Here is a 24278-nt window from a genome sequence, read left to right as displayed (position 1 = left end):
AAAGGACGACTTGACGTCGTCCTTTTCTATTTCCTTAACTCAATCCTTACTCTGCTTTTTTCTCGACAATACCTTGGTCATCGACCGCACGTACCACCCCGGTTTCTGTATTTAATACTTCAAACTCAATACGACGGTTCTGGAACTGCCCTTCTGGGGTTGCATTTGGTTCCATCGGCTGTTGCTGGCCATACCCCACGGCCTGTAACTGGGAAGGATCAACCCCGCGTTGTACCAGATAATCACGTACCGCTTCAGCACGGCGTAAGGACAACAGATTATTGGCTTCATTGCTGCCTACTGCATCGGTATGGCCTTTAATGGTCAAATGTACATGCGGCGCACGCTGGATTAAGGCCGCAGCCTGATCCAGAATTGGCTGATTGGCTTCCGGTACAGTCGAAGATGCCGACTCAAAATGAATCGCCTCCAGATTTAAGGCTGTGGCGACATCCAGCGCCTGAATATTATCCGGGTTAATCACGGCCAAGGCTTGTGCTGCGGTCGTGGTCGCTGGTGTGACGGTCTGTACATCGAGATCCTGCTGCACCGTAATGGTCATATTCTTGGCCAAAGGACGCAGCTGATTGGCCACACGCTGCGCATCTGCCGGATTGGTGGACTGAATCGCAATCTGCTCACCCATCCAGGTCATATTGGTATTCGGCACATCTTTCAGGATTTTCAATGCCGTTGGAATCACATCCTGATCAATAAATTCACTATGATAATTACTGGCGCTATTCACCCCACAACCTGTCGGATGGTTAAAAATCCGTTTAACTTCTGTTTGCAGAATGTCGGTATAAGCCGGATTGTTCAGATACAACTGACAGGTGACCAGATCGCCATTGGAACCGGTATTGACCTGCAAATAGGCCGGTTCCGTCGCTGCTGCCTGGGTAACAGGCACCTCTTCTTCATTACGGTCAGAACAGGCTTTAAATAAAAAGGCCAGTAACAATGCCAGAATAATAAAAATCAGAATCGGTACCCACGGCGAGCGCTTCTGCTCTGGCACCTCTTCATATAACTCAGGCGCCTGATGAATGGTCTGCCCGGCAGTGGTATTGACACCTAAACCGGCCAGCAGCGCAGCGGCCCATTCCGGCAAAGCAGCCTGAATGTCCGGCATATGCTGATCAAGCAAATGCACAATCGCCTCAGGATCGGTCGAGCCAGCCTCACTTTCTAAAAAACCTAAGGTTGGTACGATGGCCCGGTTCAGGATAGATTCAATTTCATCTGCCGGCGCCTGACCGCGGCTAAATTCCAGAAACTGCTGTTTCAGGTTCAGGTTGGTACCAAAAATTTCAGCCAGCCGCGGATTAAGCTGATTTCTCAGACTGTCAATGAGGGATGGCCGGTGTCTTAACACCGATAAAAATACCGGATAAAAATCATTTAAGGCACGGTTTTTCTCAATGAGGTAATCCGTTTCCCCGTCTAGCACAATGGATGACACGCTATTTTTCAATAATTCTATCAATCTGGTTTGCATGATATGGCCTCATTTTTGTCATTGTTCTACTCGCATTTTTTAGTGTATCTGGTCATTTTTTAGACGTTGTAAATAATTGTATTTTTCTTTATGTACTTAAATTAAAACATAAAAAAGCCAGCAAATGCTGGCTCTTGAACAGGCGAATTTAGGCCAGGAAAGTCTGAATTACCTTGCCTTTCACGGTTTGCTGAATCAGCGGTGTATTCTTGCCTTGGGACAGAATGCTGTCTTTGTCCAGCGTCCACTCCAGTTCAGGATCAATCAGAATCCAGCCAGCTTCCTGCATCCAGCGATCTGCCATTTGCGCAACCGTCGCCGGTGCCAGTGTCACGGTATGCACCCATTCCAATGGACTGAACAGACCTTCCTCAACCAGTTGCACACCCAAGGGCACAAAGGTATCAAAAGCGGTAAAGCCCGGTAAGGTTTCAGCAAACGGTGCCATTTTGGCCGAACTGCTTAAGGGTTCATGATGGGTACAGATCGCATCAATTACGCCATCTTTTAAGCCCTGACGCAGCAATTCTTTGTCTTTTTCAGCACGTAGCGGTGGACGCACATGCGCCAGCGAGTTAAAGCCATCAATCACCTGATCGGTTAAATGCAGCTGATGCATCGCCACATCACAGGTTACTGGCAGGCCTTTTTGTTTGGCAATTTTAATCAGCTCGACCGAAGCGCCACAGGACAGCAAACCGAAATGCGCACGGACTTTGGTCGCTTCAATCATCAACAGGTATTTGGCAATGGCTACGGTTTCGGCCAGCGCCGGAATCATAGGCAAGCCCTGACGTGAAGCAATAAAACCTTCATGCACACAGCCATCTTTGGCAATTTGCGGTTCTTCGGCATAGAACACCACGGTCAGGTCCAGACCGGCTGCATATTCCAGCGTGCGAATCACGACATCATCATCAGCAAAGGATGCATTGGCATTGGAAACTGCAGTACAGCCGCCCTTTTTCAGACCGGCCATATTGGCAGGCTGTTTGCCTTGCAAGCCTTGGGTTTGTGCGCCAATCACCTGTAAATAAATACCACCATCCAGCATGGCTTTTTCGACCAGACCGTGAATCAAAGCACCATTGTCCTGCACAATCGGCTTGGAATCTGGTGGGGTAAACACGTGCAGAATACCGTTTTCACGTGCCGCCTTGCCTTCTGATTTTAAAGTACCATGCTGCTGCTGACCCGGTTCACGCATCCGCGCGCACAGATCAACCATGGTTGGCATCAGCCATTTGCCTTGTCCATCAATGGTTTCAGTCACATCTGCTGTTTCTGCAACCAGCTTGCCATTTTCCAGATATACCGTTTGCACGCGATCAGTCTTTTGCATTGGATCAAGAACGCGGACATTTTCAATTTTTACAATACGCATGACTGATTCCTTATACCGCAATCGCTTCAATTAAACCTTGTTCCTGCAACTGACCCTGCATCGCCAGTGCCAGCACAGCCATACGCACCGCAATACCATTGGTCACCTGATTTAAAATCACCGATTGCGGACCATCGGCAATGCTGGAATCAATTTCCACACCCCGGTTCATCGGTCCCGGGTGCATCACGATACAATCCGGTTTGGCCAGCGCCAGACGCTCTTTGTTCAGGCCATACATTTTGTAGAATTCTGCCGGTGAGGACAGCGCCGGTGAATCAATCCGTTCATTCTGGATACGCAAGGTAATAATCACATCACAATCACGGATGCCATCTTCCATTTTATTAAACAGGCGTACATCGGCCCCGTATTCCTCAAAACCAAATGGCAGCAAGGTATTCGGTGCAATCACGCGAATATCTTTACAACCTAAAGTTTGTAACGCCGCCACATCAGAACGTGCCACGCGCGAATGTTTAATATCGCCAATAATGGCAATGCTCATGTCAGCAAAGTCTTTTTTGGTTTCACGGCGAATGGTCAGCATATCCAGCATCGCTTGAGTCGGATGCGCATGACGGCCATCTCCGGCATTAATAATCGCGATATTTGGACAGACATCCTTGGCAATAAAATGCGCTGCACCTGAAGAGGAATGACGCACCACAAAAATATCGGCGGCCATGGCTTCCAAGTTCCACAGCGTATCGCGCAGGGTTTCGCCTTTAGAGGTACTGGAACGGGCAATGTCAATGTTAAGCACGTTGGCCGAAAGACGTTTGGCTGCAGCTTCAAAGGTGGTACGGGTACGGGTTGAATTCTCAAAAAACAGGTTCATAACCGTACGACCTTCCAGCAGGTTGTTAGTGATCAGCTGATTTTGGTCATTAAAAAAGGACTGCGCGGTGTCCAAAATTTTGGTGAGGGTTTGTTTGGAAAGCCCTTCGATGGTGATGAAATGTTTTAGATTTCCATCTTTATTGAGTTGAATCTGGCTCGGAGTATGCAATGCCGCCAAGTGCATGAGAGATTCCTTATACGTTAAGTCAACGTATTATACAGAGAATCGCCATTCTTGGCACTTGGCAATTCGGCTACTTGTATAAAAACCGGCTCGATAATAAAAATTGATTTTGAAATTCCTATGTATTTTTTCAATAAGATAATTTAAACGAATTTTTAGAATGAATATTTTATGTTCTAAAATGGCACCCAAGTCTGGAGCTTGAATGCCATAACTGATCTAGCGTAGTGCGCCAATATAATGATGTGAGACTTGTGCCCGATAAATGTCATCTTCAGTTGGTTCAACTTTCATTAATTCATCGTTATTTTTTTGCTGTAAACCCGCTTTTTGACTTATGTTCGAATCGGAAGAGAACTCGAATACGTCTTTAAATTTTTCAACCAGACGCAGTAATTCCGGATCGCGTGTGGCTTCGGCTAATGCAATCACATGTTCGGCATAATCACTATTTTCAGACAGATAAATGGCATCAATTACCCGGCCTGAAACTCGTCTCAAACGTGCATAGATTAAAGTCGCAATTGAAAAACTTTCTGTATTGACCATTCTTGATTCCCCAATCATTTAAAAATCGAGATTGCAGCCTCTCCCCAGCGACTGCAATCTCGTGATAATTACAGCAATATCCATACCAAAATTAAAAAGCCCATCTGTAATTAAGACAGGCTTTTTATAAAAACTACAATTCAGTTATAAATCAGAATAGGCTAAAACTTACATGGCCTTCATCATATTTGGCCGAACCACCTTTTCTTGATACATCATCCTGAATATTCTCATAATTTCTTCTTTCCAGCTGTTCGTCATCTGGAAGATCCAGCAACTGACGCAAACGCTCGACATGCGTTGCCAGTTCAGCATCCCGGGTTTCTAGCGCCAGCGTAATCACATGATGTGCATAGGAGCGATCCTGCATCAGATACATCACGTCAATTACTCGACTATTCACTTTTCTTAACCGTGCATACAACAATGTTGCAATGGAAAAAACATCATCACGACCGGATGTAATATTCACCCTATATCCCTCTGTAAAATAAAAGATTTAATCAACAAGTTCCTCTTGTTGATGGTGTGTAATTATACATATCTCATGAATTTTCAATTTGCTTTTTATGCCAAGATTAAGAGCTTTTTATAATTATTAGCTCTAACAGAGATGTGCCAGATTTATAAAAAATTCCACAGCTTTAATAGCCAAAATACGGTAAACTTGGCGCAGTTTTTATTTATTCTTTTCCGGTCTCTCTATTTTATGAATACCTCTTCACGTTTAAGCAATTATTGGGTCACCTGTGCCGATGGTCTGGAAACCTTATTAGAAGAAGAAATCAAAGGTTTAGGTGTTCAGAATATTGAACGTTTCCCGGGTCGTCTAACCTTCAAAGGTACGCTGGAAAATGCTTACCGCATCTGCATGTGGTCTCGTCTGGCGTCGCGTGTCCTGATGCCAATCCACACCCATGAAATTGAATTTTCACATGATGCCCGTGATGTTGCTGAAGAGCTTTATGAAGGTGCAATCAGCTTTGATTGGTCACTGATTTTTGCACCACAAAGTACCTTCGCCATTCGTTTACACGTTGAACGTGAAATTAAGGTCAATACGCAGTTTGCTACGCTACGTGCCAAAGATGGTGTGGTTGATTCATTTATGGAAGCTGTCGGTAAACGCCCAAGTATCGACACCAAATCACCTGAAATCACCATGTATATTTTGGCAGGTAAAAAAGAACATACCTATTGCTTAGATTTATCGGGTGATTCACTGCATAAACGTGGCTACCGTCGTTTTATGACCGACGCCCCAATTAAAGAAAACCTGGCCGCGGCAATTTTGCAAAAAGCCAAACTCAAAGAAAAGAATCCGGACATTATTCTGGACCCGATGTGTGGTTCAGGTACCTTTATTATTGAATCCCTGCTGATTTTAACCGACCGTGCACCGGGTCTGGTACGCCGTTTCGGCTTTAATGGCTGGAATGGCCATGACCATGAACTGTGGATGTCATTAAAGGCAGAAGCGGCTGAGCGTCATCAACAGGCGCTGGAACAGCCACTGCCAAAATTCTATGCTTTTGATGCCGACTGGGAAGCAGTCAAAGCCACCAAACAGAATATTATTGCTGCCGGTTTTGAACGTCTGCTCGATCATATCCAGATTGAAGAACGCACCTTGTCAGACTGGCCAGATTTTCAGGCCGAAGGCAAAACTGCGTTTGTGGTGACCAACCCGCCGTATGGTGAACGTCTGGGTGATAAAGCCTCGAACCGTGCCTTGTATTTAGGTCTGTCTGCCCTGCTACAAAAACATTTCCCGAACCAGTCTGCTGCTGTCATTGCAGCCCAGGTGGAACAGGCCGATGTGCTGGCATTTAATGAGCCGCAAACCTTGCGTTTAATGAATGGTAAGCTGCCAATTTACATTCGCTTTGGTACGGTCAAACCATCGGCAGTAGTAAAACCGTTCCTGGCTGACTGGCAGCCACAGCAGTTTGAACCAATTGAAGGTGCCGAAGACTTTACCAACCGTCTGCAAAAGAACATGCAGGCCTTAAAAAAATGGGCGGTTAAAGAAAACGTTTACTGCCTGCGTCTGTATGATGCCGATTTACCGGACTTTAATGTCGCGGTCGATTTATATGGTGATCGTCTGCATGTGCAGGAATATGCACCACCGAAGAAAATTGATCCTGAAAAAGCAAAAAAACGCTTTAACCTGGCGCTGCAAGCGATTCGTGCCGTGACCGGTTTAGGCCGTGATGCCGTGTTTATTAAAACCCGTGCCCGTCAGGAAGGTAAAAACCAGTACACCAAACAAAGTACCGCATCGAAACGCTTTATTGTGCAGGAGGGTCAGGCCAAGATTCTGGTTAACCTCACCGACTATCTGGATACCGGCCTATTCCTGGACCATCGCCAGATTCGTTTACGTATTGCCAAAGAAGCTAAAGGCAAGCATTTCCTCAATCTGTACAGCTATACATCAACGGCGAGTTTGCATGCTGCTTTAGGCGGCGCAGCCAGCACCACCAGTGTGGACTTGTCCAACACCTATTTGAACTGGTCCAAAGAAAACTTTGTCTTAAACGGCTTAACCGTCAACCATGCCGATGAACAACACCAGTTCTTTGCCAGCGACTGTTTTGAGTGGCTAAAAGAAGGTCATGAGCAATATGACCTGATCTTTATTGATCCGCCCACCTTCTCTAACTCGAAGAAATTCTACGGCACTTTTGATGTACAACGTGACCATGTTTCGCTAATTAAACGCGCCATGAACCGTTTAACCACAGAAGGCACCCTGTACTTCTCGAACAACTATCGCGGTTTTGAAATGGATGAAACCTTGCCAGCGCTGTTTGATATTCAGGAAATCAGCCATGAAACCATTGGTCCAGATTTCAAGCGTAACCAGAAGATTCACCGCGCCTGGAAAATCCAGCATCCACAAATCTAAAATGTGAATGGTAAAGGATGATTTAATCCTTTTCTATTCACAGTTCATTCGATTAGCAATAAAAAGCCTGCTACCCCATAGCAGGCTTTTTTTACATCGGAAACTTTACGCTGTCACTCATCATCCAGCGTGGACTTACTTTGCAGAGTGAATCGCTACATCTGCCCGGCTTTTTGCTGCAGATACCTCCATAAAAAAACCCGGCCGAAGCCAGGTCTTTGATTAAACAGTTTAGATGAACCGTGTGCGGATTAGTTCAGTTTCAGCTTCTGGAAATCCAGTTGGCCTGCATCTGCCGTAATCACAATGGTATCTCCCGGCTGGAAGTCACCGGCCAGAATTTTCTGCGCCAGATTATTTTCTACCTGTTGCTGGATGGCACGTTTTAATGGACGCGCACCGTAAACTGGGTCAAAACCGGCTTCAATCAGCTGGTCAAAGGCAGAATCATCTACCGTTAACTTGATATCGCGGTCGGCCAGACGGGCACGTAAACGGTCCAGCTGGATATCGGCGATACCACGAATCTGGGCTTTTTCCAGGGCATGGAATACCACCAGCTCATCAATACGGTTGATAAACTCCGGACGGAAATGCTCAGACACAGCTGCCATCACCACATTGCGTACATCGTCACGGCTTGGATTATCGCCCAGTTCACGCACATCGCTTGAACCCAGGTTCGAAGTCATTACAATCACGGTGTTTTTAAAGTCCACCACACGGCCCTGCGAGTCGGTCAGGCGACCATCATCCAGTACCTGGAGCAAGATGTTAAATACATCCGGATGGGCTTTTTCTACCTCATCAAACAGCACCACGCTATACGGTTTACGGCGTACGGCTTCGGTTAATACCCCGCCTTCTTCATAGCCGACATAGCCCGGAGGCGCACCGACCAGACGACTGACTGAATGTTTTTCCATAAATTCGGACATATCAATCCGGATCATGGCGTCATCGCTGTCAAACAGGAAGTTGGCCAAGGCTTTGGTTAACTCGGTCTTACCGACACCGGTTGGACCCAGGAATAGGAAAGAACCACTTGGACGGTTCGGATCCGACAACCCGGCACGTGAACGGCGCACCGCATTGGATACCGCAATCACCGCTTCATCCTGCCCTACCACACGCTGATGCAGGAAGCTTTCCATTTGCAGCAGTTTTTCACGCTCGCCTTGCAGCATTTTCGCAACCGGAATACCGGTGGCTGCGCTGACCACTTCCGCAATTTCGTTATCGGTGACTTTATTGCGCAATAACTTCGGTTCTTCTTTCTCTTCCACCAGCTCATCTTGGGCCAGCTGTTTTTCCAGTTCCGGAATCACGCCATATTGCAGACGCGACATCTCGCCCAGATCATTTTCACGCTGTGCTTTTTGCAAGGCAATACGCGCCTGATCCAGCTGCGCCTGAATCTGCTTAGTGCCTTCGACCAGAGTTTTTTCAGACTTCCACACTTCTTCCAGATCGTTATAGTCTTTTTGGACGTCTTCGATCTGTTTTTCCAGATGACTGACTTCTGCACGGCTGCCGGCATCTTCATCTTTTTTCACAGCTTCAAGTTGCAGCTTTAACTGAATCAGACGGCGTTCCAGCTTATCCAGCGCTTCCGGTTTAGAGTCCAGCTCCATCTTGATGCGCGATGCTGCTTCATCAATCAGGTCAATGGCTTTATCGGGCAACTGACGGTCAGTGATATAACGATGTGACATTTTCGCTGCAGCAATAATCGCCGAGTCGAGAATTTTCACCCCGTGGTGGACTTCATAACGCTCTTTCAGACCACGTAAAATGGCAATGGTGTCTTCGACACTTGGCTCATCGACCAGCACTTTCTGGAAACGGCGCTCAAGGGCGGCATCTTTTTCAATGTACTGACGATATTCATCGAGCGTGGTTGCCCCCACGCAGCGTAATTCACCGCGTGCCAGCGCCGGTTTCAGCATGTTGCCGGCATCCATCGCGCCATCACCTTTACCTGCGCCAACCAGGGTATGTAACTCATCAATAAACAGGATGATTTCGCCTTCATGCTTGGCCAGATCTTTCAGGACCGCTTTTAAACGCTCCTCAAACTCGCCGCGATATTTGGCACCGGCCAGCAATGAACCCAGGTCCAGCGATAACACGCGTTTGCCTTTTAAGCTTTCTGGCACTTCACCATTCACAATACGCTGTGCCAGACCTTCTACAATTGCGGTTTTACCGACCCCAGGCTCACCAATCAGTACCGGGTTATTTTTGGTCCGACGTGACAAGACCTGTACGGTACGGCGGATTTCATCATCACGACCAATCACCGGATCGAGCTTGCCAGCCAGCGCACGTTCGGTTAAATCTACAGTGTATTTATTGAGTGAATCACGTTGATCTTCATGATTATTACTCATCACTTTTTCATCACCTCGAATTTTTAAAATCACCTGACGCAGACTGTCTGCGCTGACACCGATACTGTTCAATAAGCTTTTAGTGGCCCCAACTTCGCTCAGGCCCAGTAATACCCAGTCGGTAGACAGGAATTCATCGCCCGCTTTCTGGGCATAGCTATCGGCCAAGTTTAAGGCTTTAACCGCTTCCGGACTTAAATTAATGTCGCCAGTCGGATTGGCTAGCGTTGGCGCATCATTCAGTGCCTGCTGCAACTTGCTCTGCAAATCACGCAACTGGGCACCGGCCTGCTGTAACAAGCTGACATTGGATGCTTCTTCTAACAGAGTGGCCAAGACATGAATGCCGTCAATGGCGGTATGGTCTTTGCCCATCGCCAGCGATTGCGCATCGGAGAGAGCTTGCTGTAAGCGATTTGTAAATTTTTCAAAACGCATTCTTGTTATTCCTCACAACAATTTTTTCACTTGAAACATATATGGGAGTACTTTTGGCAATTTCAAATGATTTTTCATATATTTTTCAAAGTGTTATTTTAATGCAACAGATATAACTCAATTATAATATTGGTCTGTGACCGGCCAATTTCAAGTCAGCATCAGGATTATTTTTATACAGCAATGACGTTGCGACCTATGTAACAGGAAACACATATTTTGAGAGCTCTGCCCATTGCGGCCAATTTTTTGCGAGGTCTAAAACCATGGAAAAATAAAAAAGCCGGTAATTAACCGACTTTTTACATGACTTTACAGTCATGATTATTCTGCTTCGATAATCTCGAAATCGTGGCTAATTTCAACACCACCATCTGACAGCATTTTGCTGGCTGAACAGTATTTTTCTGCGGATAATTCAACTGCCTTGGCGACCTGCTTTTCCTTGACTGCCTTGCCTGTCACCACAAAATGCAGATGAATTTTGGTGAACACCGCCGGAATCGAATCGGCACGTTCTGCTTTCAGCTGACAAACCACACCAGTCACATCCTGACGTGATTTCTTTAAAATGGTCACAATATCAAACGATGCACAACCACCAAGTCCCATTAAAATGAGCTCCATGGGACGTGGTCCACGGTTTTCTCCACCATACTCGGCAGAACCATCCATCACCACGCTATGGCCACTTTCCGATTTTGCTTCAAAAGCAACATTCTCTAGCCAATGAACACTCGTTTGCATTGCAAGTCCTTCAAAAAAACTATAAATTTACAAGGTGCCTGTACACTAACATAATTTGAGTTGATAAGGAATTTCATCTCTACTGTGTGACAAGTTCATACTAGGTCTTGTGCGATCTATTATTTATCCATTTTCGGAACCGTTAGCATGACTTCAAACTTTTCACAATTAAGCACCGATGCCCTGTCTCCTGGTCAATTACCAGATTCAGTCAAGGCATTATTAAAACGTGCATATATCAACCGTTATCCGAAACGGACCACAATTGTTGATGCGGGGTCTGAATCAAAATCACTTTATTTGATTCTGAAAGGATCTGTTTCCATCATTCTGCGTGAAGATGATGATCGCGAAATTGTTGTGGCGTATTTGAATCCGGGTGACTTCTTTGGGGAAATGGGTCTATTCGAAGCAAATCCACAACGTACTGCAGAAGTACGCACACGTGACGTTTGTGAAATTGCCGAAGTGACTTATGAAAACTTCCACGAGCTCAGCAAGCAATATCCAGATTTAAGCTATGCGGTATTTGCCCAACTGGTGCGCCGTTTAAAAAATACCACGCGTAAAGTGACCGATCTGGCCTTCATTGATGTTTCAGGCCGTATTGCGCGTTGTCTGATTGACCTGTCTGCGCAGCCTGAAGCCATGATTTTGCCAAATGGCCGTCAAATCCGCATTACCCGTCAGGAAATTGGCCGCATTGTTGGCTGTTCACGTGAAATGGTCGGCCGTGTTCTGAAAACCCTGGAAGAACAAGGCATGATCGAAACTGATGGTAAAGCCATTCTGATTTTTGATGCCTCTTTAGAGCAAAATGATGCAGCAGATGAACAGTTTGATGATGAATAAGTCTTAAACTGCTATATGCTTAAGGCAAATCTTCGGATTTGCCTTTTTTATGCCTGTTCGCTATGTGAAAAATATTTACAAACTAACCTAAAATATTGATTTAACAGTCTGCCTGCGATGGTTTAGCCTAGTCCCTATTCGCTTGATGATATTTTGAATAAGGACATCTTATGCAGTTCAATCCCCTTGCTGATACCGGTATTTTATTGCCTGAAATCTGTCTGGGCACCATGACCTTTGGTGAACAAAACACCCAGGATGAAGCCTTTGCCCAGCTGGATTATGCACTGGAACGTGGCCTGTATTTCTGGGATACCGCCGAAATGTATCCGGTGCCCCCTAAACCAGAAACTCAAGGTGCCACCGAAGTCATGATTGGCAACTGGCTCAAGGCGCGCGGTGGACGGGACAAGCTTTTTTTGGCCTCAAAAATTGCCGGACCGGCTCAAGGCGGCAGCCATATTCGTGATGGACAAACCCGTTACAACGCTACTGATATTCGCACTGCCCTGGATGGCAACCTGAAACGCCTGCAAACCGATTATATTGACTTATACCAGCTGCACTGGCCACAGCGTCCGACCAACTTCTTTGGCAAGCTGGGTTATGGCAATGCCGAAGCCCATGCACAGCAGTATGTCACCGATCTTGAAGAAACCCTGACCGCCTTGCAGCAGGAAATCCAAAACGGACGGATTCGCTATATTGGGCTCTCCAATGAAACCCCATGGGGCACCATGAAGTTTTTGCATCTGGCGGAAAAACTCGGTTTAAGCAAATTTGTCAGCGTACAAAACCCCTATAACCTGCTGAATCGCACCTATGAAATTGGCATGTCGGAAATTGCCAAATATGAAGGCGTCGGCTTACTGGCTTATTCTCCTCTGGCCTTTGGTTACTTAACCGGGAAATTCCGGCATGGCGCCCGTCCGGCCAATGCGCGTGTCACCCTGTATTCACGCTTTAGCCGCTACAGCAATCCAGAAAGTGAATGGGCCACAGAGCAATATGCGCAACTGGCCGAGCAACATGGCCTCAGTTTAACCCAACTGGCTTTGGCTTTTATTAAGCAGCAGTTCTTTGTCACCAGTACCATTATTGGCGCGACTTCACTAGAGCAACTAAAAGAAAATATTGATGCCTTTGAAGTCAATCTGTCCGATGACATTTTACAAGGCATTGAAGCGATTCACCGTCAGCAGCCCAACCCGGCGCCTTGATGGCTTTCAATCAAATTCCAGCAACATCATGCATAAAAAAATGCCTCATCATATGAGGCATTTTTAAATCCATTTTAAACCCAGAAGCTTAACGACGGTTCTGGTTATAAATGGCCTGAGCAGCCGGCAAGTTCTCACGCATCGCTGCAATACGCTGGCTGTTCGATGGGTGAGTTGACAGGAACGATGCCCCGCCACCACCTTCCAAGCGGTTCATTTTTTCCCATAAGGTAATTGCCGCTTGCGGGTTATAGCCACCACGCGCCATCAGCATTAAACCGCCTTCATCGGCACGACTTTCCAGATTACGTGAATATGGCAAGCCCACACCCACCTGTGCACCCAATTGTGCCGCTGCAGCGCCTAACTGGCCAACGTTACTGCCTGCAGCGCTTAAACCGATATTTAAAGCCAGGTTGGTCAGTGCCTGCGCGCCAATTTTACTCTTGGCATGTTCTTCTAGAGCATGCACCATTTCATGGCCCATAATCGCAGCAATTTCGGCATCGGTCAGATTCAGTTTATTGACGATACCGGTATAGAACACCACTTTACCGCCCGGCGCGACAAAGGCATTAATCTGGTCAGATTTTAATACTGCCAGCTGCCAGCTAAATGGCTGACCAGTCTGGTTCATCTGGTTGGCAACCGGTGTTAAACGCTGGAACACCGTGTTAATACGTTTATAGGTACTCGAACTGGTGTCCAGCTGCCCCTTGTTACGCGCATCTTGCACCATCTGGCTATAACTTTGCGCCGCGGTTGCATTTAGGGTTGCGGTATCTGCACCGGCCATATCGGCCACGGTGGTACAGCCTGAAAAAGTGATTGCACTTGCGGCACAAAAACTCAATACCAATTTTTTGTTCATTATAATAATCTCCGCCATTCGGCTATACACATACTCATGAATTATATGAAATCATTTCAATGCTTTAAATCTGAAATGGCTTCATAATCATATCATTTATGTAAACAATGGCAGTGCTGTGTAAACTGTAGCTACATCAGCAGCAACGAGCGGAATACGGCCTTAATAGGCAAACTGATAGAAAATCCAGAATACCAGACAGAAAATATTCAGGCCCAGATACATCTGCGAAACCACTTCCATTTTCTCTTCCAGTGCCGGATTTTTACGTTTATAGAATAAATAGGCGTTTTGGATCAGTACCAGCGGCACCAAAATACAGGCAAAAATCACACTCAGACCAATAAAGGCCTGATACATAATATTCGGATCATGCTTTTGTAACAGAATCAGCAACATCGCAATGGTCGGTGCACCGCCCATGGCAAATAATAACGAATAGAAAATGGTGCTTGAAATATTTTTATGCATCCTGCCTGACCCAATGTTTTTTCTGTGTTTTATTCTAGCAAGCACCATCTGAATAGACAGTGCTGATCTGTGCAACTTTAGTCTTGAATTACTTCGCAGCGCGGTAATACTGCATTGCTTCCGGCATCATCTGCTGTAACGCGGCAATACGGTCATTATTGCTGGGATGGGTCGACATAAACTTGGCAATAGCGCTATTTCCACGGGCATCGTTGGCATTCATTTTCTGCCAGAGCGTAATTGCTGCATTCGGATCATAACCGGCTTTGGCCATTAACAGTAAACCGCCTTTGTCGGCGCGGCTTTCCAGATTACGCGAATAAGGCAACCCTACCCCAAACTGGCTACCCAAATCCAGCAGTAAACCACCATAACCACCCACCGACTGGCCCACATATTGCGAGCCAATACTAACCGCCAGATTGGTCAGGGTCTGGGCACCAATTTTACTTTTGGCATGTTCTTCCAGTGCATGTACCATTTCATGGCCCATGATCGCCGCGACTTCATTGTCAGTCAGTTTCAGGTTTTCAACAATGCCTGTATAGAACACTACTTTGCCACCCGGAGCCACATAGGCATTAATTTCAGGTGACTTAATCACCGCCACTTGCCACTCAAAAGTCTGCCCGGTCTGGTTCATCTGGTCGGCATAGGGCTTCATCTTTAAAAACACGCGATTAACCTTCTTATAGGTGGCAGAACGGGTATCTAGCACCTTTTTCTGCTCGGCTTCCTGCAACATTTGCTGATAGCTCTGGCTGGCGTTTAAGTTTAAAGTCGCTGAATCTGCCCCGGCCAGTTCTGCCACAGTGGCGCAGCCCGTCAAATGCGTTGCCAATACAATTCCAATGGCTAAGTTCTTATATTTCATAACATTCTCTAATTGTTCGAAAGTGCCTAGCACTATAAACAAAATCAGGGAATTCTCAAGATGGTGCGCTATTTTTCTGAGCCAAAAATAAAAAACCCTGTGCAAGCACAGGGTTTTCTCATTTCAGCTTAAACGATTAAGCTTCAAACGGATGACGCAGAATAATGGTTTCTGCACGGTCTGGACCGGTTGAAATGATATCGATTGGACATTCAATTAACTGCTCAAGACGCTTGATGTAGTTGATTGCATTTTCAGGCAATTGTTCAACACTGGTCGCACCCACAGTTGACTCAGACCAGCCTGGCATGGTTTCGTAAATTGGCTTCAAGTTTTCATAAGCCAGCGCGTCAGAAGAACCGACACAACCTGAATCGGTGTTTTCATAGCCAACACAGATTTTAATTTCTTCTAAACCATCCAATACGTCTAACTTGGTCAGGCAGATTCCAGACAGTGAGTTTACATCGACTGAACGGCGCAGGATTTCTGCATCGAACCAGCCACAACGACGTTGACGGCCAGTAGATGCACCAAACTCGTGACCCACTGTACCCAGGTGTTTACCAATTGCATCACCCACATCATTTGCCGCGTCGTAGACCAGCTCAGTTGGGAACGGACCAGCACCCACACGTGTGGTGTAGGCTTTGGTAATACCCAGCACATAGTCAAGATGCAATGGACCTAAACCAGAACCTGAGCTTACGCCGCCCGCAGTGGTGTTTGAAGAAGTCACGTACGGATAAGTACCGTGGTCAACGTCCAGCAATGAACCTTGCGCACCTTCAAACATAATGTTGTCACCGTTTTTACGGTAATTATGAATTTCAGTGGTTACATCCACCACTAATGGTGCAATCACTTCACGCCATTGGTCACACAGTGCAATCACGTCGTCCAGTTTAACTTCTTCAACACCGTAGTATTGAGTTAACTGGAAGTTGTGGTAATCCAGCAATTCAGCCAGCTGCGCACGTAATGCGTCACCGCCACGTACCAGGTCAGCCACACGTACTGCACGGCGCGCCACTTTATCTTCGTAGGCAGGGCCAATACCACGACCGGTAGTACCAATTTTGGCATTGCCACGTTTTTTCTCACGTGCCTGATCCAGCGCAATGTGGTTCGGAAGAATTAATGGACAGTTTGGAGAAATACGTAAACGTTCTTTAACTGGCACGCCTTCCTGTTCAAGAATGGTCATTTCCTTGATCAGCGCTTCAGGTGAAAGCACCACACCGTTACCAATTAAGCACAGTACGTTTTCACGTAAAATACCAGATGGAATGAGGTGTAATACAGTTTTCTTACCACCAACCACGAGAGTATGACCTGCGTTGTGTCCGCCTTGATAACGTACTACCGCAGCCGCTTGATCTGTGAGCAGGTCGACGATTTTACCTTTACCTTCGTCGCCCCATTGGGTACCAAGTACCACAACATTCTTGCCCATAATAGCCTCATTACATCATGCTGTTAAAATTGAAAACCAGGCGCATGTGACATGAACACATGCGCTGGCGATTAAATTTTTTCGACCGTCCACTCACCGTTACGATTCACCAGCTGGTGAGTTGCATACGGTACAGAGCTTAAATCATCCTGACCCAATAACTGAATTACACTTAAGCCTTGGGTACGGGTGGCCTGAATTGCAGCCAATAAATCTGCCTGATTGCCCTTTGGTGCAACCACCACCGATTTGGCTTCGAAACGACCGGCGCTGAGCGCATATAAGTCGCAAGAGAAACCGGTTGCCGGACGGGCACGACCAAAATGCTGGCCAATACCATCATAACGGCCGCCTTGAGCCAGTGGTGCAGCACGGTTTGGTGCATAAACGGCATACATTAAACCGGTGTGATAGTGATACGAACGCAGCTCTACCACATCAATCCCGATATGCAGATTTGGCCAGCGTGCCTGAATTTCTGCCTGGGTGGTTTTTACCGCATCAAAGGCATGTTTGAATTCCACATTGGCCAGCACATCGGTGCTTAAATGGGCTTCCAGTGCATCCAGATCACTGGCAAAACGGCCCAGCGCATAGAAATCTGAACCAAAGGCTAAATCCTGGGTAAAGTCCGCCAGTTCTGGCAAGGCTTTACGCTGATATAAATCAGACAACTGACGCTCAGTGGCTTTGTTCAGACCAGCTTTTTGTACCAGACTGCGGAACAGACCCACATGACCTAAATCCAGATGGATACCATCGGCCAGACCGGCTTCCTGAATCAGGCTGATCATCAGGTCAACCATTTCCACATCAGCATCAATGCTGTCGGAACCGAACAGTTCGGCACCCAGCTGCAAAGGCGCACGGGTGGTATTAAAGCCCTGTGGCTTGGTATGCAAAACCGTACCAGCGTAGCAATAACGCGCCACACCATCTACCGGATGCACATGCGCATCAATACGCGCCACCTGTGGTGTCATATCGGCACGCACGCCAAGCAGACGGCCAGACAGCTGGTCAATCACCTTGAACGTGGCCAGGTCTAAATCTTGATTCGATTCTGAAAGAGAAGAGAGAGATTCGATATATTCAATAAATGGCGTGTACACCAACTGATAACCTCGAGATGCGAGGAAATCCAGTGAATTACGGCGCAATGTTTCGATGACTTGCGCTTGTTCTGGTAATACATCAGCTACACCATCAGGTAATAACCATGTCTCTGAAATGGGCATGTTGTAAACCTAAATTCTTGTCTGCGCGGAACAAATCCGCATAAAAAAATCGGGAGCACACCCGATTTCTCCTAGTTTAGCACGATCAAATGGGCTGTGCATCGCAAATTTGATAATTTTCTCTGTCTGATCAATTCCATTGCAATCCTGCCCGGCTGGAGCTGTCATTTCGAGAGTAAAAGCTGTTTTTGCGGAAGAAGATAAAGGAGCTGGACACATCCCAAACTCATCATCTTTTTTTCAGGGCAGATGAAAATCATCTTCCCTCTGCCCTACGTCCATCTGCTTAAAAAAGACTTATTTGACTTTATTCGGATCCAGCACTTGAGTAATTAAATTGACCAGCTCAACATTCTGGGTTTCCAGCTGATGAATACGCTGCGCTGATTTATCCAGCGCTTCCTGCTGCACGTGCATTTTCTTGGCCAGATCCTGCATGATCTCTAAAGTCTTTTTCAGATTTTCTTCCAGACTGATGACTTTGTTTTCGAGCTGATGATTATCGCTTTGGCGATTCAAATGATCATGCTGGTTTTTAAACTGCAGCCAGATCAGAAAAATCACCGCCACGGCCAACAGTAAAATAAATCCCCAAAGTAGAATAAACATCATGTGTAGTGCTCGACTTATTTGTTTTGTTTTATCTTAACGAAAAATATAGCAAAAAGGCGAAAAATCGCCTCCGACCTGTCAATGCCCGGCTGTGAGCGTGTTTAACCCGGTTAGACCACCGCCCTGCAGTCCAAGCTTAGACAAAGATTTGGACAGATAGAAATTAATGCGCCTGATGGGCAAAAGATTCACATAAATCCAGTAAACGGTTGGCATAGCCCCATTCATTGTCATACCAGGCAAAGACTTTGGCCTGATGCCCGACCACCATGGTCTGGGTAAGATCGACAATTAAAGAATACGGCGAATGGTTAAAGTCACTCGATACCAGCGGCTCATCGGTGACCTGCATAATTTCGGCATAATCCTGCTGCGCGGCTTTCACCAGCACTTCATTCAGCTTATGTACGGTAATGGGTGACTGGGAAATAAAGCTGACATCAATGGCAGCGACATTAATGGTGGGCACCCGAATTGAATAGCCATCAATACGGTTTTCCATTTTGGGCATCACCTGTTTTAAGGCGCCTAAAGCACTTGAGGTGGTTGGAATAATATTCTGACCGGATGCACGTGCACGGCGTAAATCACGGTGTGCATGATCCAGCACCGACTGATCAGCCGTGACAGCATGAATTTCAGTCATCAGCGCGGTTTCAATACCAAAAGCATCATCCACAATTTTAACCAACGGCACCAAGGCCTGAGTGGTACAGGAAACACTGGAAATAATCTGGTCTGAGGCTTTGACCTCATGATGATTGACCCCGTAAACAATGGCGGCATCAACCGTGTCAAACGGTGCTGCGCCAATAATCACCCGTTTGGCACCGGCATGAATATGCTGGGTTGCGGCTTCACGCGAACGGAACAGGCCGGTACATTCCAGCACCACATCAATATTTAACTGCTGCCATGGCAACTGTGCCGGCTGTGGCTGGCTCAGCACCTGAACTTTCAGCTTGGCCTGCCCCGAGTGTATGCACAGATAAATCTGTTCCTGTTCCAGCTGGATTTCTACCTGCCCCGGAAAACGGCCATGGGTTGAATCGTATTTAAACAGATGTAGTAGCGTGGCAACATCGGCAACGTCATTAATCGCGACAATATCAAAATGAAATTCTTTAGGATTTTCAAACCAGGCACGCAGTACATTTCGCCCAATTCGCCCAAAGCCATTAATCGCCACTCGTTGCATCCGTATTCCTTCAAACTGCACATCAATCTTGTCTGTGCTTATGTTAAAGGATTTCCGCCAGACACGGCGAATAATTCCTGCCAAACTCAGCAATTAATTTAAACCTGTCCAATATTTAAGCAGTTAGCAGCACTATTTTCTGCTTGATAAAAATTAGCAGGATGCACGGTAACTGGCTAAACCGCAGCAATGACAACAGCTTGTGATTTCACAGCAGTTTAGATGACTTTAAGGTTTGGGTTTTCGCCGCAGATTTGTCATCAAAACACTTTAAAATCATTGGTGAGTGTGGCTTTTTCCGTTATAATTTGGCGTTTTTAAATTTTAAGCCCGTATAACAGCAGAGAAAATCTTGTCAGACTGTTATGCTTTTAGCCAAATCGAGAATTATGGAGTGACTTGGTTGTGAGTACTCGTTTTATGACATCAGCTGAAATTCGTGAAGCATTTTTGCGTTACTTTGAATCGCAAGGGCATACACGTGTCGCGTCGAGTTCTCTGGTTCCCGCCAACGACCCAACGTTGCTGTTCACCAATGCTGGTATGAACCAGTTTAAAGATTGTTTCTTAGGTCTGGAAAAGCGCGATTATGTCCGTGCCGTATCTTCACAAAAATGTGTACGTGCCGGTGGTAAACACAACGACTTAGATAACGTCGGTTATACCGCGCGTCACCACACCTTCTTTGAAATGTTGGGTAACTTCTCTTTTGGTGATTACTTCAAGCGTGATGCGATCAAGTTTGCCTGGGAATTCCTGACCGGTGATGAATGGTTAGCCCTGCCAAAAGACAAACTGTATGCCACGGTTTACCACACCGATGACGAAGCATTCGACATCTGGAACAAGGAAATCGGTTTAGCACCAGAACGTATTATCCGTATTGGCGACAACAAAGGCGAGAAATACGCATCTGATAACTTCTGGGCTATGGGTGATACCGGTCCATGCGGTCCATGTTCTGAAATTTTCTTTGACCATGGCGATCATATCTGGGGTGGCCTACCTGGCACACCTGAAGAAGATGGCGACCGTTTCATTGAAATCTGGAACAACGTCTTTATGCAGTTCAACCGTACTGCTGATGGCGTATTGCACCCGCTTCCTGCTCCTTCGGTCGATACCGGTATGGGCTTGGAACGTATTTCTGCCGTATTACAGCACGTCAACTCCAACTACGAAATTGACCTGTTCCAGCATCTTTTAAAAGCAGCAGCTGAAATTATTGGTCTAGATACCTCTGCACTTGAAGCGGAAGCCAAAGAAAAAGGCACACCGGTACAATATCCAGCTTCACTTAAAGTGGTGGCTGACCATGCCCGTTCTTGCTGCTTCCTGATTGCAGATGGCGTCAATCCGTCTAACGAAGGACGTGGTTATGTACTGCGCCGTATTATCCGCCGTGCCGTGCGTCATGGTAACAAACTCGGTGCAACCGGTTCATTCTTCCACAAAATGCTGCAACCGCTGATTGAAGTAATGGGTGCGGCGTATCCTGAACTGGAAGCTCAAAAAGCACGTATTGAAGCGCAATTACTGAAAGAAGAAGAACAATTCGCCAAAACACTTGAGCAAGGTTTGAAATTGCTTGAAGGCGAACTGGCGAACTTAAAAGGTTCTGTGATTCCAGGCGAAGTGGTATTTAAACTGTATGACACTTACGGTTTCCCGACCGACCTAACCGCAGATATTGCCCGTGAACGCGACCTAACCATTGATGAAGCTGGCTTTGAAGTTGAAATGGCAGCACAGCGTCAACGTGCACGTGATGCCGGTAAATTTGCCATCGACTATAACAGCGTAGTCAAAGTGGATGGTGAAACCCAGTTTGATGGTTACGATGCCACTGCAGGTCAAGGTCAAATCATTGCCATCTATAAAGATGGCGAACAAGTTGACGAAGTCGCTGAAGGTGATGAAGCACTGATCGTCCTGAACCAGACGCCATTCTATGCAGAAAGCGGTGGTCAGATCGGTGATACCGGTATTTTCAAAAACGACACCGGTATTTTTGAAGTGCAAGACACCAAAAAATCGGGCGGCGCTTTTGTACACCAGGGTATTGTAACCATGGGTAGCCTGAAAGCAGCACAAAACGTGGAAGCAATTGTCAAAGCGGACATTCGTGCTGCAACTGCACGCAACCACTCGGCGACTCACCTGCTGCACGCTGCGCTGCGTCAAATTCTGGGCTCACACGTACAGCAAAAAGGTTCACTGGTTGCATCAGACGTATTACGTTTTGACTTTGCCAACGACCAGCCGGTTTCATTTGAACAGCTGCAAGAAATTGAACGTCTGGTGAATGCTGAAGTGATTGCCAACACACCAGTAACAACTGAGTTACTCGATATCGAATCGGCCAAAGCCAAAGGCGCGATGATGCTGTTCGGTGAGAAATACGGTGATGAAGTTCGCGTACTGTCTATGGGTTCAGTAATTGAAGAGAAAAACTTCTCGATTGAACTGTGTGGCGGTATTCACGTGAAACGCACCGGTGACATCGGTCTGTTCAAAATTACCTCTGAAGGGGGTGTGGCTGCAGGCGTGCGTCGTATTGAAGCAGTGACAGGTACCAAAGCGATTGAAGCTGCGCAAAAAGCTGATCGTGACATCAACACCATTAATGCGCTGTTAAAAGCACAGAAAGAGCAAACCATTGAGAAAGTTGAAGCAATTGTTGAAACAGCATCTAGCCTGCAAAAACAGATTGAACAACTAAATCAGAAACTAGCCAGCCTGCAAGCGGGTGAACTTTTAAGCCAAGTTCAGACCATTGCTGGCCGTGCAACACTTATTACCACTGTTCAGGGTATGGATGCCAAAGCACTGCGCAACCTGCATGACGGTGTGAAATCAAAATTAGACAACGCAGTGATTGTACTTGCCGGTGTAGAGGGTGACAAAGTGAGCCTGATTGCATCCGTTGCAAAAGACTTCACTACGTCTATTAAAGCAGGTGACATCATCAAACACTTGGCTACTGAGCTTGGTGGTAAAGGTGGTGGTAAACCTGACTTAGCACAAGGTGGCGCGCCACTAAACGAGAAGTTTGCAACCGTGATGGCAGAGTTAACTGCCTGGCTGGAAGCAAAATAACTTCACTTTTGTGTAACTGACCCTGGCGGCAATCAGGGTCATGGCTTATATGGAACAACTATGGCATTAATCGTTCAAAAATATGGCGGTACTTCTATGGGTACGCCCGAGCGCATTTTAAATGTTGCTCGTCGCGTAAAGCGCTGGCATGACCATGGCCACAAGGTGGTCGTTGTTGTATCAGCAATGAGTGGCGAAACTAATCGCCTGCTCGCTCTCGCGAAAGCCATTACCGACACCCCTGACCCACGTGAACTTGACCAGATGGTTTCTACGGGTGAGCAGGTAACGATTTCCATGTTAGCTATGGCGCTCAATTCTATTGGCGTAGAAGCTAAATCTCTAACCGGTCGCCAAGTCGGAATTAAAACTGACAGCGCGTTCACCAAAGCCCGTATTGAAGCGATTGACACCGATGTCATGACCGGTCATTTAGATGCCGGCCGTGTGATTGTGGTTGCAGGCTTCCAGGGTGTAGACGAGCAAGGCAATACCACAACTTTAGGCCGCGGTGGTTCAGATACAACCGGTGTTGCGTTAGCCGCAGCATTAAAAGCAGATGAATGCCAGATCTACACCGATGTTGATGGTGTATACACCACTGACCCGCGTGTTGCGCCAAAAGCAAAAAAAGTGGATCGTATTTCCTTTGAAGAAATGCTGGAAATGGCATCTTTAGGCTCAAAAGTCCTGCAAATCCGTTCTGTAGAATTTGCTGGTAAATATCAGGTGCCTTTACGCGTACTATCTAGCTTCGATAACGACAACGATGGTGCATTTGACGAAGAGTTTAAAAACAACGTCGGAACTCTTATTACTACTGAATTGGAAGACAACATGGAACAGCCAATTATCTCAGGTATCGCGTTTAACCGTGACGAAGCTAAACTGACTATTCTCGGTGTGCCAGATGAGCCAGGTATTGCCTCTAAAATCTTGGCCCCAATTGGCGCTGCCAACATTGAAGTGGATATGATTATCCAGAACGTTGAAGAAGATGGCACCACTGATTTCACCTTTACCGTAAACCGTGGTGAACTGGCCAAAGCCAAAGCGATTCTTGAAGCGACTGCACAGGAAATTGGTGCACGTGAAGTTGCAACCCGTGATGACATCGTAAAAGTGTCAATTGTTGGCGTGGGTATGCGTTCACATGCTGGCGTAGCGAGCAAAATGTTCACCGCACTTGCAGATGAAGGCATCAACATTCTGATGATCTCGACCTCTGAAATCAAAATTTCAGTGATTATTGAAGAAAACTATTTAGAGCTTGCAGTTCGTTCACTGCACACGGCGTTCGGTTTAGACCGCGAGTCAGGTGAATCAAGCCCGCGTGCTTAATCTGTAGTCAGCAATTATTGGAATTGTCAGACAATATTGCGAAAAACTACAAAAAATCAGAGCCACTATAGTATTTTTTATAGTGGCTCTGTT

19 protein-coding genes are annotated in these 24278 nt (G+C 46.4%); 5 read left to right on the top strand and 14 right to left on the bottom strand.

Features of this window, described 5'->3' with window-relative positions; translation table 11 throughout:
• Window positions 1–46: 46 nt before the first annotated feature.
• The 5 genes from FTU67_RS01795 to FTU67_RS01775 all read right to left on the bottom strand — a co-directional run bounded on the left by FTU67_RS01795 (window position 47) and on the right by FTU67_RS01775 (window position 4933).
• On the bottom strand, window positions 47–1501 hold the full coding sequence (locus FTU67_RS01795) for an OmpA family protein (RefSeq protein ID WP_171432010.1): 1455 nt from the start codon (window positions 1499–1501) through the stop codon (window positions 47–49).
• A gap of 148 nt (window positions 1502–1649) precedes the next feature.
• Complete coding sequence (locus FTU67_RS01790; protein WP_180006830.1) at window positions 1650–2885, bottom strand: dihydroorotase; 1236 nt, start codon at window positions 2883–2885, stop codon at window positions 1650–1652.
• A gap of 10 nt (window positions 2886–2895) precedes the next feature.
• Window positions 2896–3912 (bottom strand): aspartate carbamoyltransferase catalytic subunit, encoded by a 1017-nt coding sequence (locus FTU67_RS01785; protein WP_005177046.1) that lies wholly within the window; start codon window positions 3910–3912, stop codon window positions 2896–2898.
• A 219-nt stretch (window positions 3913–4131) separates the two neighbouring features.
• A complete protein-coding gene (locus tag FTU67_RS01780; RefSeq protein WP_005177044.1) occupies window positions 4132–4461 on the bottom strand; it encodes a hypothetical protein in 330 nt (109 codons plus the stop codon).
• Between the two features lie 151 nt (window positions 4462–4612).
• Window positions 4613–4933, bottom strand: coding sequence for a hypothetical protein (locus FTU67_RS01775; RefSeq protein WP_160241446.1), 321 nt, complete (start codon window positions 4931–4933; stop codon window positions 4613–4615).
• 237 nt (window positions 4934–5170) lie between these two features.
• Between FTU67_RS01775 and rlmKL the strand changes: the two genes are divergently transcribed.
• Complete coding sequence (rlmKL, locus tag FTU67_RS01770) at window positions 5171–7375, top strand: bifunctional 23S rRNA (guanine(2069)-N(7))-methyltransferase RlmK/23S rRNA (guanine(2445)-N(2))-methyltransferase RlmL (RefSeq protein ID WP_180061333.1); 2205 nt, start codon at window positions 5171–5173, stop codon at window positions 7373–7375.
• A gap of 251 nt (window positions 7376–7626) precedes the next feature.
• Here rlmKL and clpB read toward each other — a convergent pair whose 3' ends face one another.
• The gene (gene clpB / locus FTU67_RS01765) at window positions 7627–10206 is read right to left on the bottom strand and encodes an ATP-dependent chaperone ClpB (RefSeq protein WP_005177034.1); all 2580 of its coding nucleotides are present in this window, start codon (window positions 10204–10206) and stop codon (window positions 7627–7629) included.
• A 324-nt stretch (window positions 10207–10530) separates the two neighbouring features.
• Window positions 10531–10953 (bottom strand): OsmC family protein, encoded by a 423-nt coding sequence (locus FTU67_RS01760; RefSeq protein WP_005177032.1) that lies wholly within the window; start codon window positions 10951–10953, stop codon window positions 10531–10533.
• Between the two features lie 147 nt (window positions 10954–11100).
• On the opposite strand from FTU67_RS01760, the gene crp reads away from it, so the two are divergent.
• Both crp and FTU67_RS01750 read left to right on the top strand, forming a co-directional pair.
• Window positions 11101–11805 carry a cAMP-activated global transcriptional regulator CRP gene (crp, locus tag FTU67_RS01755; protein ID WP_005177031.1) on the top strand — a complete coding sequence of 235 codons (705 nt, stop codon included), beginning with the start codon at window positions 11101–11103 and terminating at the stop codon, window positions 11803–11805.
• 170 nt (window positions 11806–11975) lie between these two features.
• On the top strand, window positions 11976–13025 hold the full coding sequence (locus tag FTU67_RS01750) for an NADP(H)-dependent aldo-keto reductase (RefSeq protein WP_152342317.1): 1050 nt from the start codon (window positions 11976–11978) through the stop codon (window positions 13023–13025).
• An 88-nt stretch (window positions 13026–13113) separates the two neighbouring features.
• On the opposite strand, the gene FTU67_RS01745 is transcribed toward FTU67_RS01750, so the two are convergent.
• The 7 genes from FTU67_RS01745 to FTU67_RS01715 form a co-directional block, all read right to left on the bottom strand.
• Window positions 13114–13896 (bottom strand): M48 family metallopeptidase, encoded by a 783-nt coding sequence (locus tag FTU67_RS01745; RefSeq protein ID WP_005177027.1) that lies wholly within the window; start codon window positions 13894–13896, stop codon window positions 13114–13116.
• 162 nt (window positions 13897–14058) lie between these two features.
• Window positions 14059–14367, bottom strand: a complete 309-nt coding sequence (locus tag FTU67_RS01740) for a hypothetical protein (RefSeq protein ID WP_005177024.1) — start codon at window positions 14365–14367, stop codon at window positions 14059–14061.
• A gap of 88 nt (window positions 14368–14455) precedes the next feature.
• On the bottom strand, window positions 14456–15241 hold the full coding sequence (locus tag FTU67_RS01735) for a M48 family metallopeptidase (protein ID WP_104469896.1): 786 nt from the start codon (window positions 15239–15241) through the stop codon (window positions 14456–14458).
• A gap of 136 nt (window positions 15242–15377) precedes the next feature.
• The gene (locus FTU67_RS01730; protein ID WP_005177019.1) at window positions 15378–16697 is read right to left on the bottom strand and encodes an adenylosuccinate synthase; all 1320 of its coding nucleotides are present in this window, start codon (window positions 16695–16697) and stop codon (window positions 15378–15380) included.
• A 71-nt stretch (window positions 16698–16768) separates the two neighbouring features.
• A complete protein-coding gene (locus FTU67_RS01725; RefSeq protein WP_104498237.1) occupies window positions 16769–17935 on the bottom strand; it encodes an ATP phosphoribosyltransferase regulatory subunit in 1167 nt (388 codons plus the stop codon).
• A 297-nt stretch (window positions 17936–18232) separates the two neighbouring features.
• The gene (locus tag FTU67_RS01720) at window positions 18233–18547 is read right to left on the bottom strand and encodes a hypothetical protein (protein ID WP_005177014.1); all 315 of its coding nucleotides are present in this window, start codon (window positions 18545–18547) and stop codon (window positions 18233–18235) included.
• Window positions 18548–18710: 163 nt separating this feature from the next.
• The gene (locus tag FTU67_RS01715; protein ID WP_016658386.1) at window positions 18711–19745 is read right to left on the bottom strand and encodes a type I glyceraldehyde-3-phosphate dehydrogenase; all 1035 of its coding nucleotides are present in this window, start codon (window positions 19743–19745) and stop codon (window positions 18711–18713) included.
• A gap of 405 nt (window positions 19746–20150) precedes the next feature.
• Here FTU67_RS01715 and alaS point away from each other — a divergent pair, with 405 nt between their 5' ends.
• On the top strand, window positions 20151–22844 hold the full coding sequence (alaS, locus tag FTU67_RS01710) for an alanine--tRNA ligase (protein WP_171294514.1): 2694 nt from the start codon (window positions 20151–20153) through the stop codon (window positions 22842–22844).
• A gap of 60 nt (window positions 22845–22904) precedes the next feature.
• Window positions 22905–24185 carry an aspartate kinase gene (locus tag FTU67_RS01705; RefSeq protein ID WP_160232502.1) on the top strand — a complete coding sequence of 427 codons (1281 nt, stop codon included), beginning with the start codon at window positions 22905–22907 and terminating at the stop codon, window positions 24183–24185.
• Window positions 24186–24278 lie beyond the last annotated feature (93 nt).

This window comes from Acinetobacter sp. YH12132 (genome assembly GCF_013418645.1).
Lineage (GTDB): Bacteria > Pseudomonadota > Gammaproteobacteria > Pseudomonadales > Moraxellaceae > Acinetobacter > Acinetobacter indicus.
This window is presented reverse-complemented; position numbering and strand designations above follow the sequence as displayed.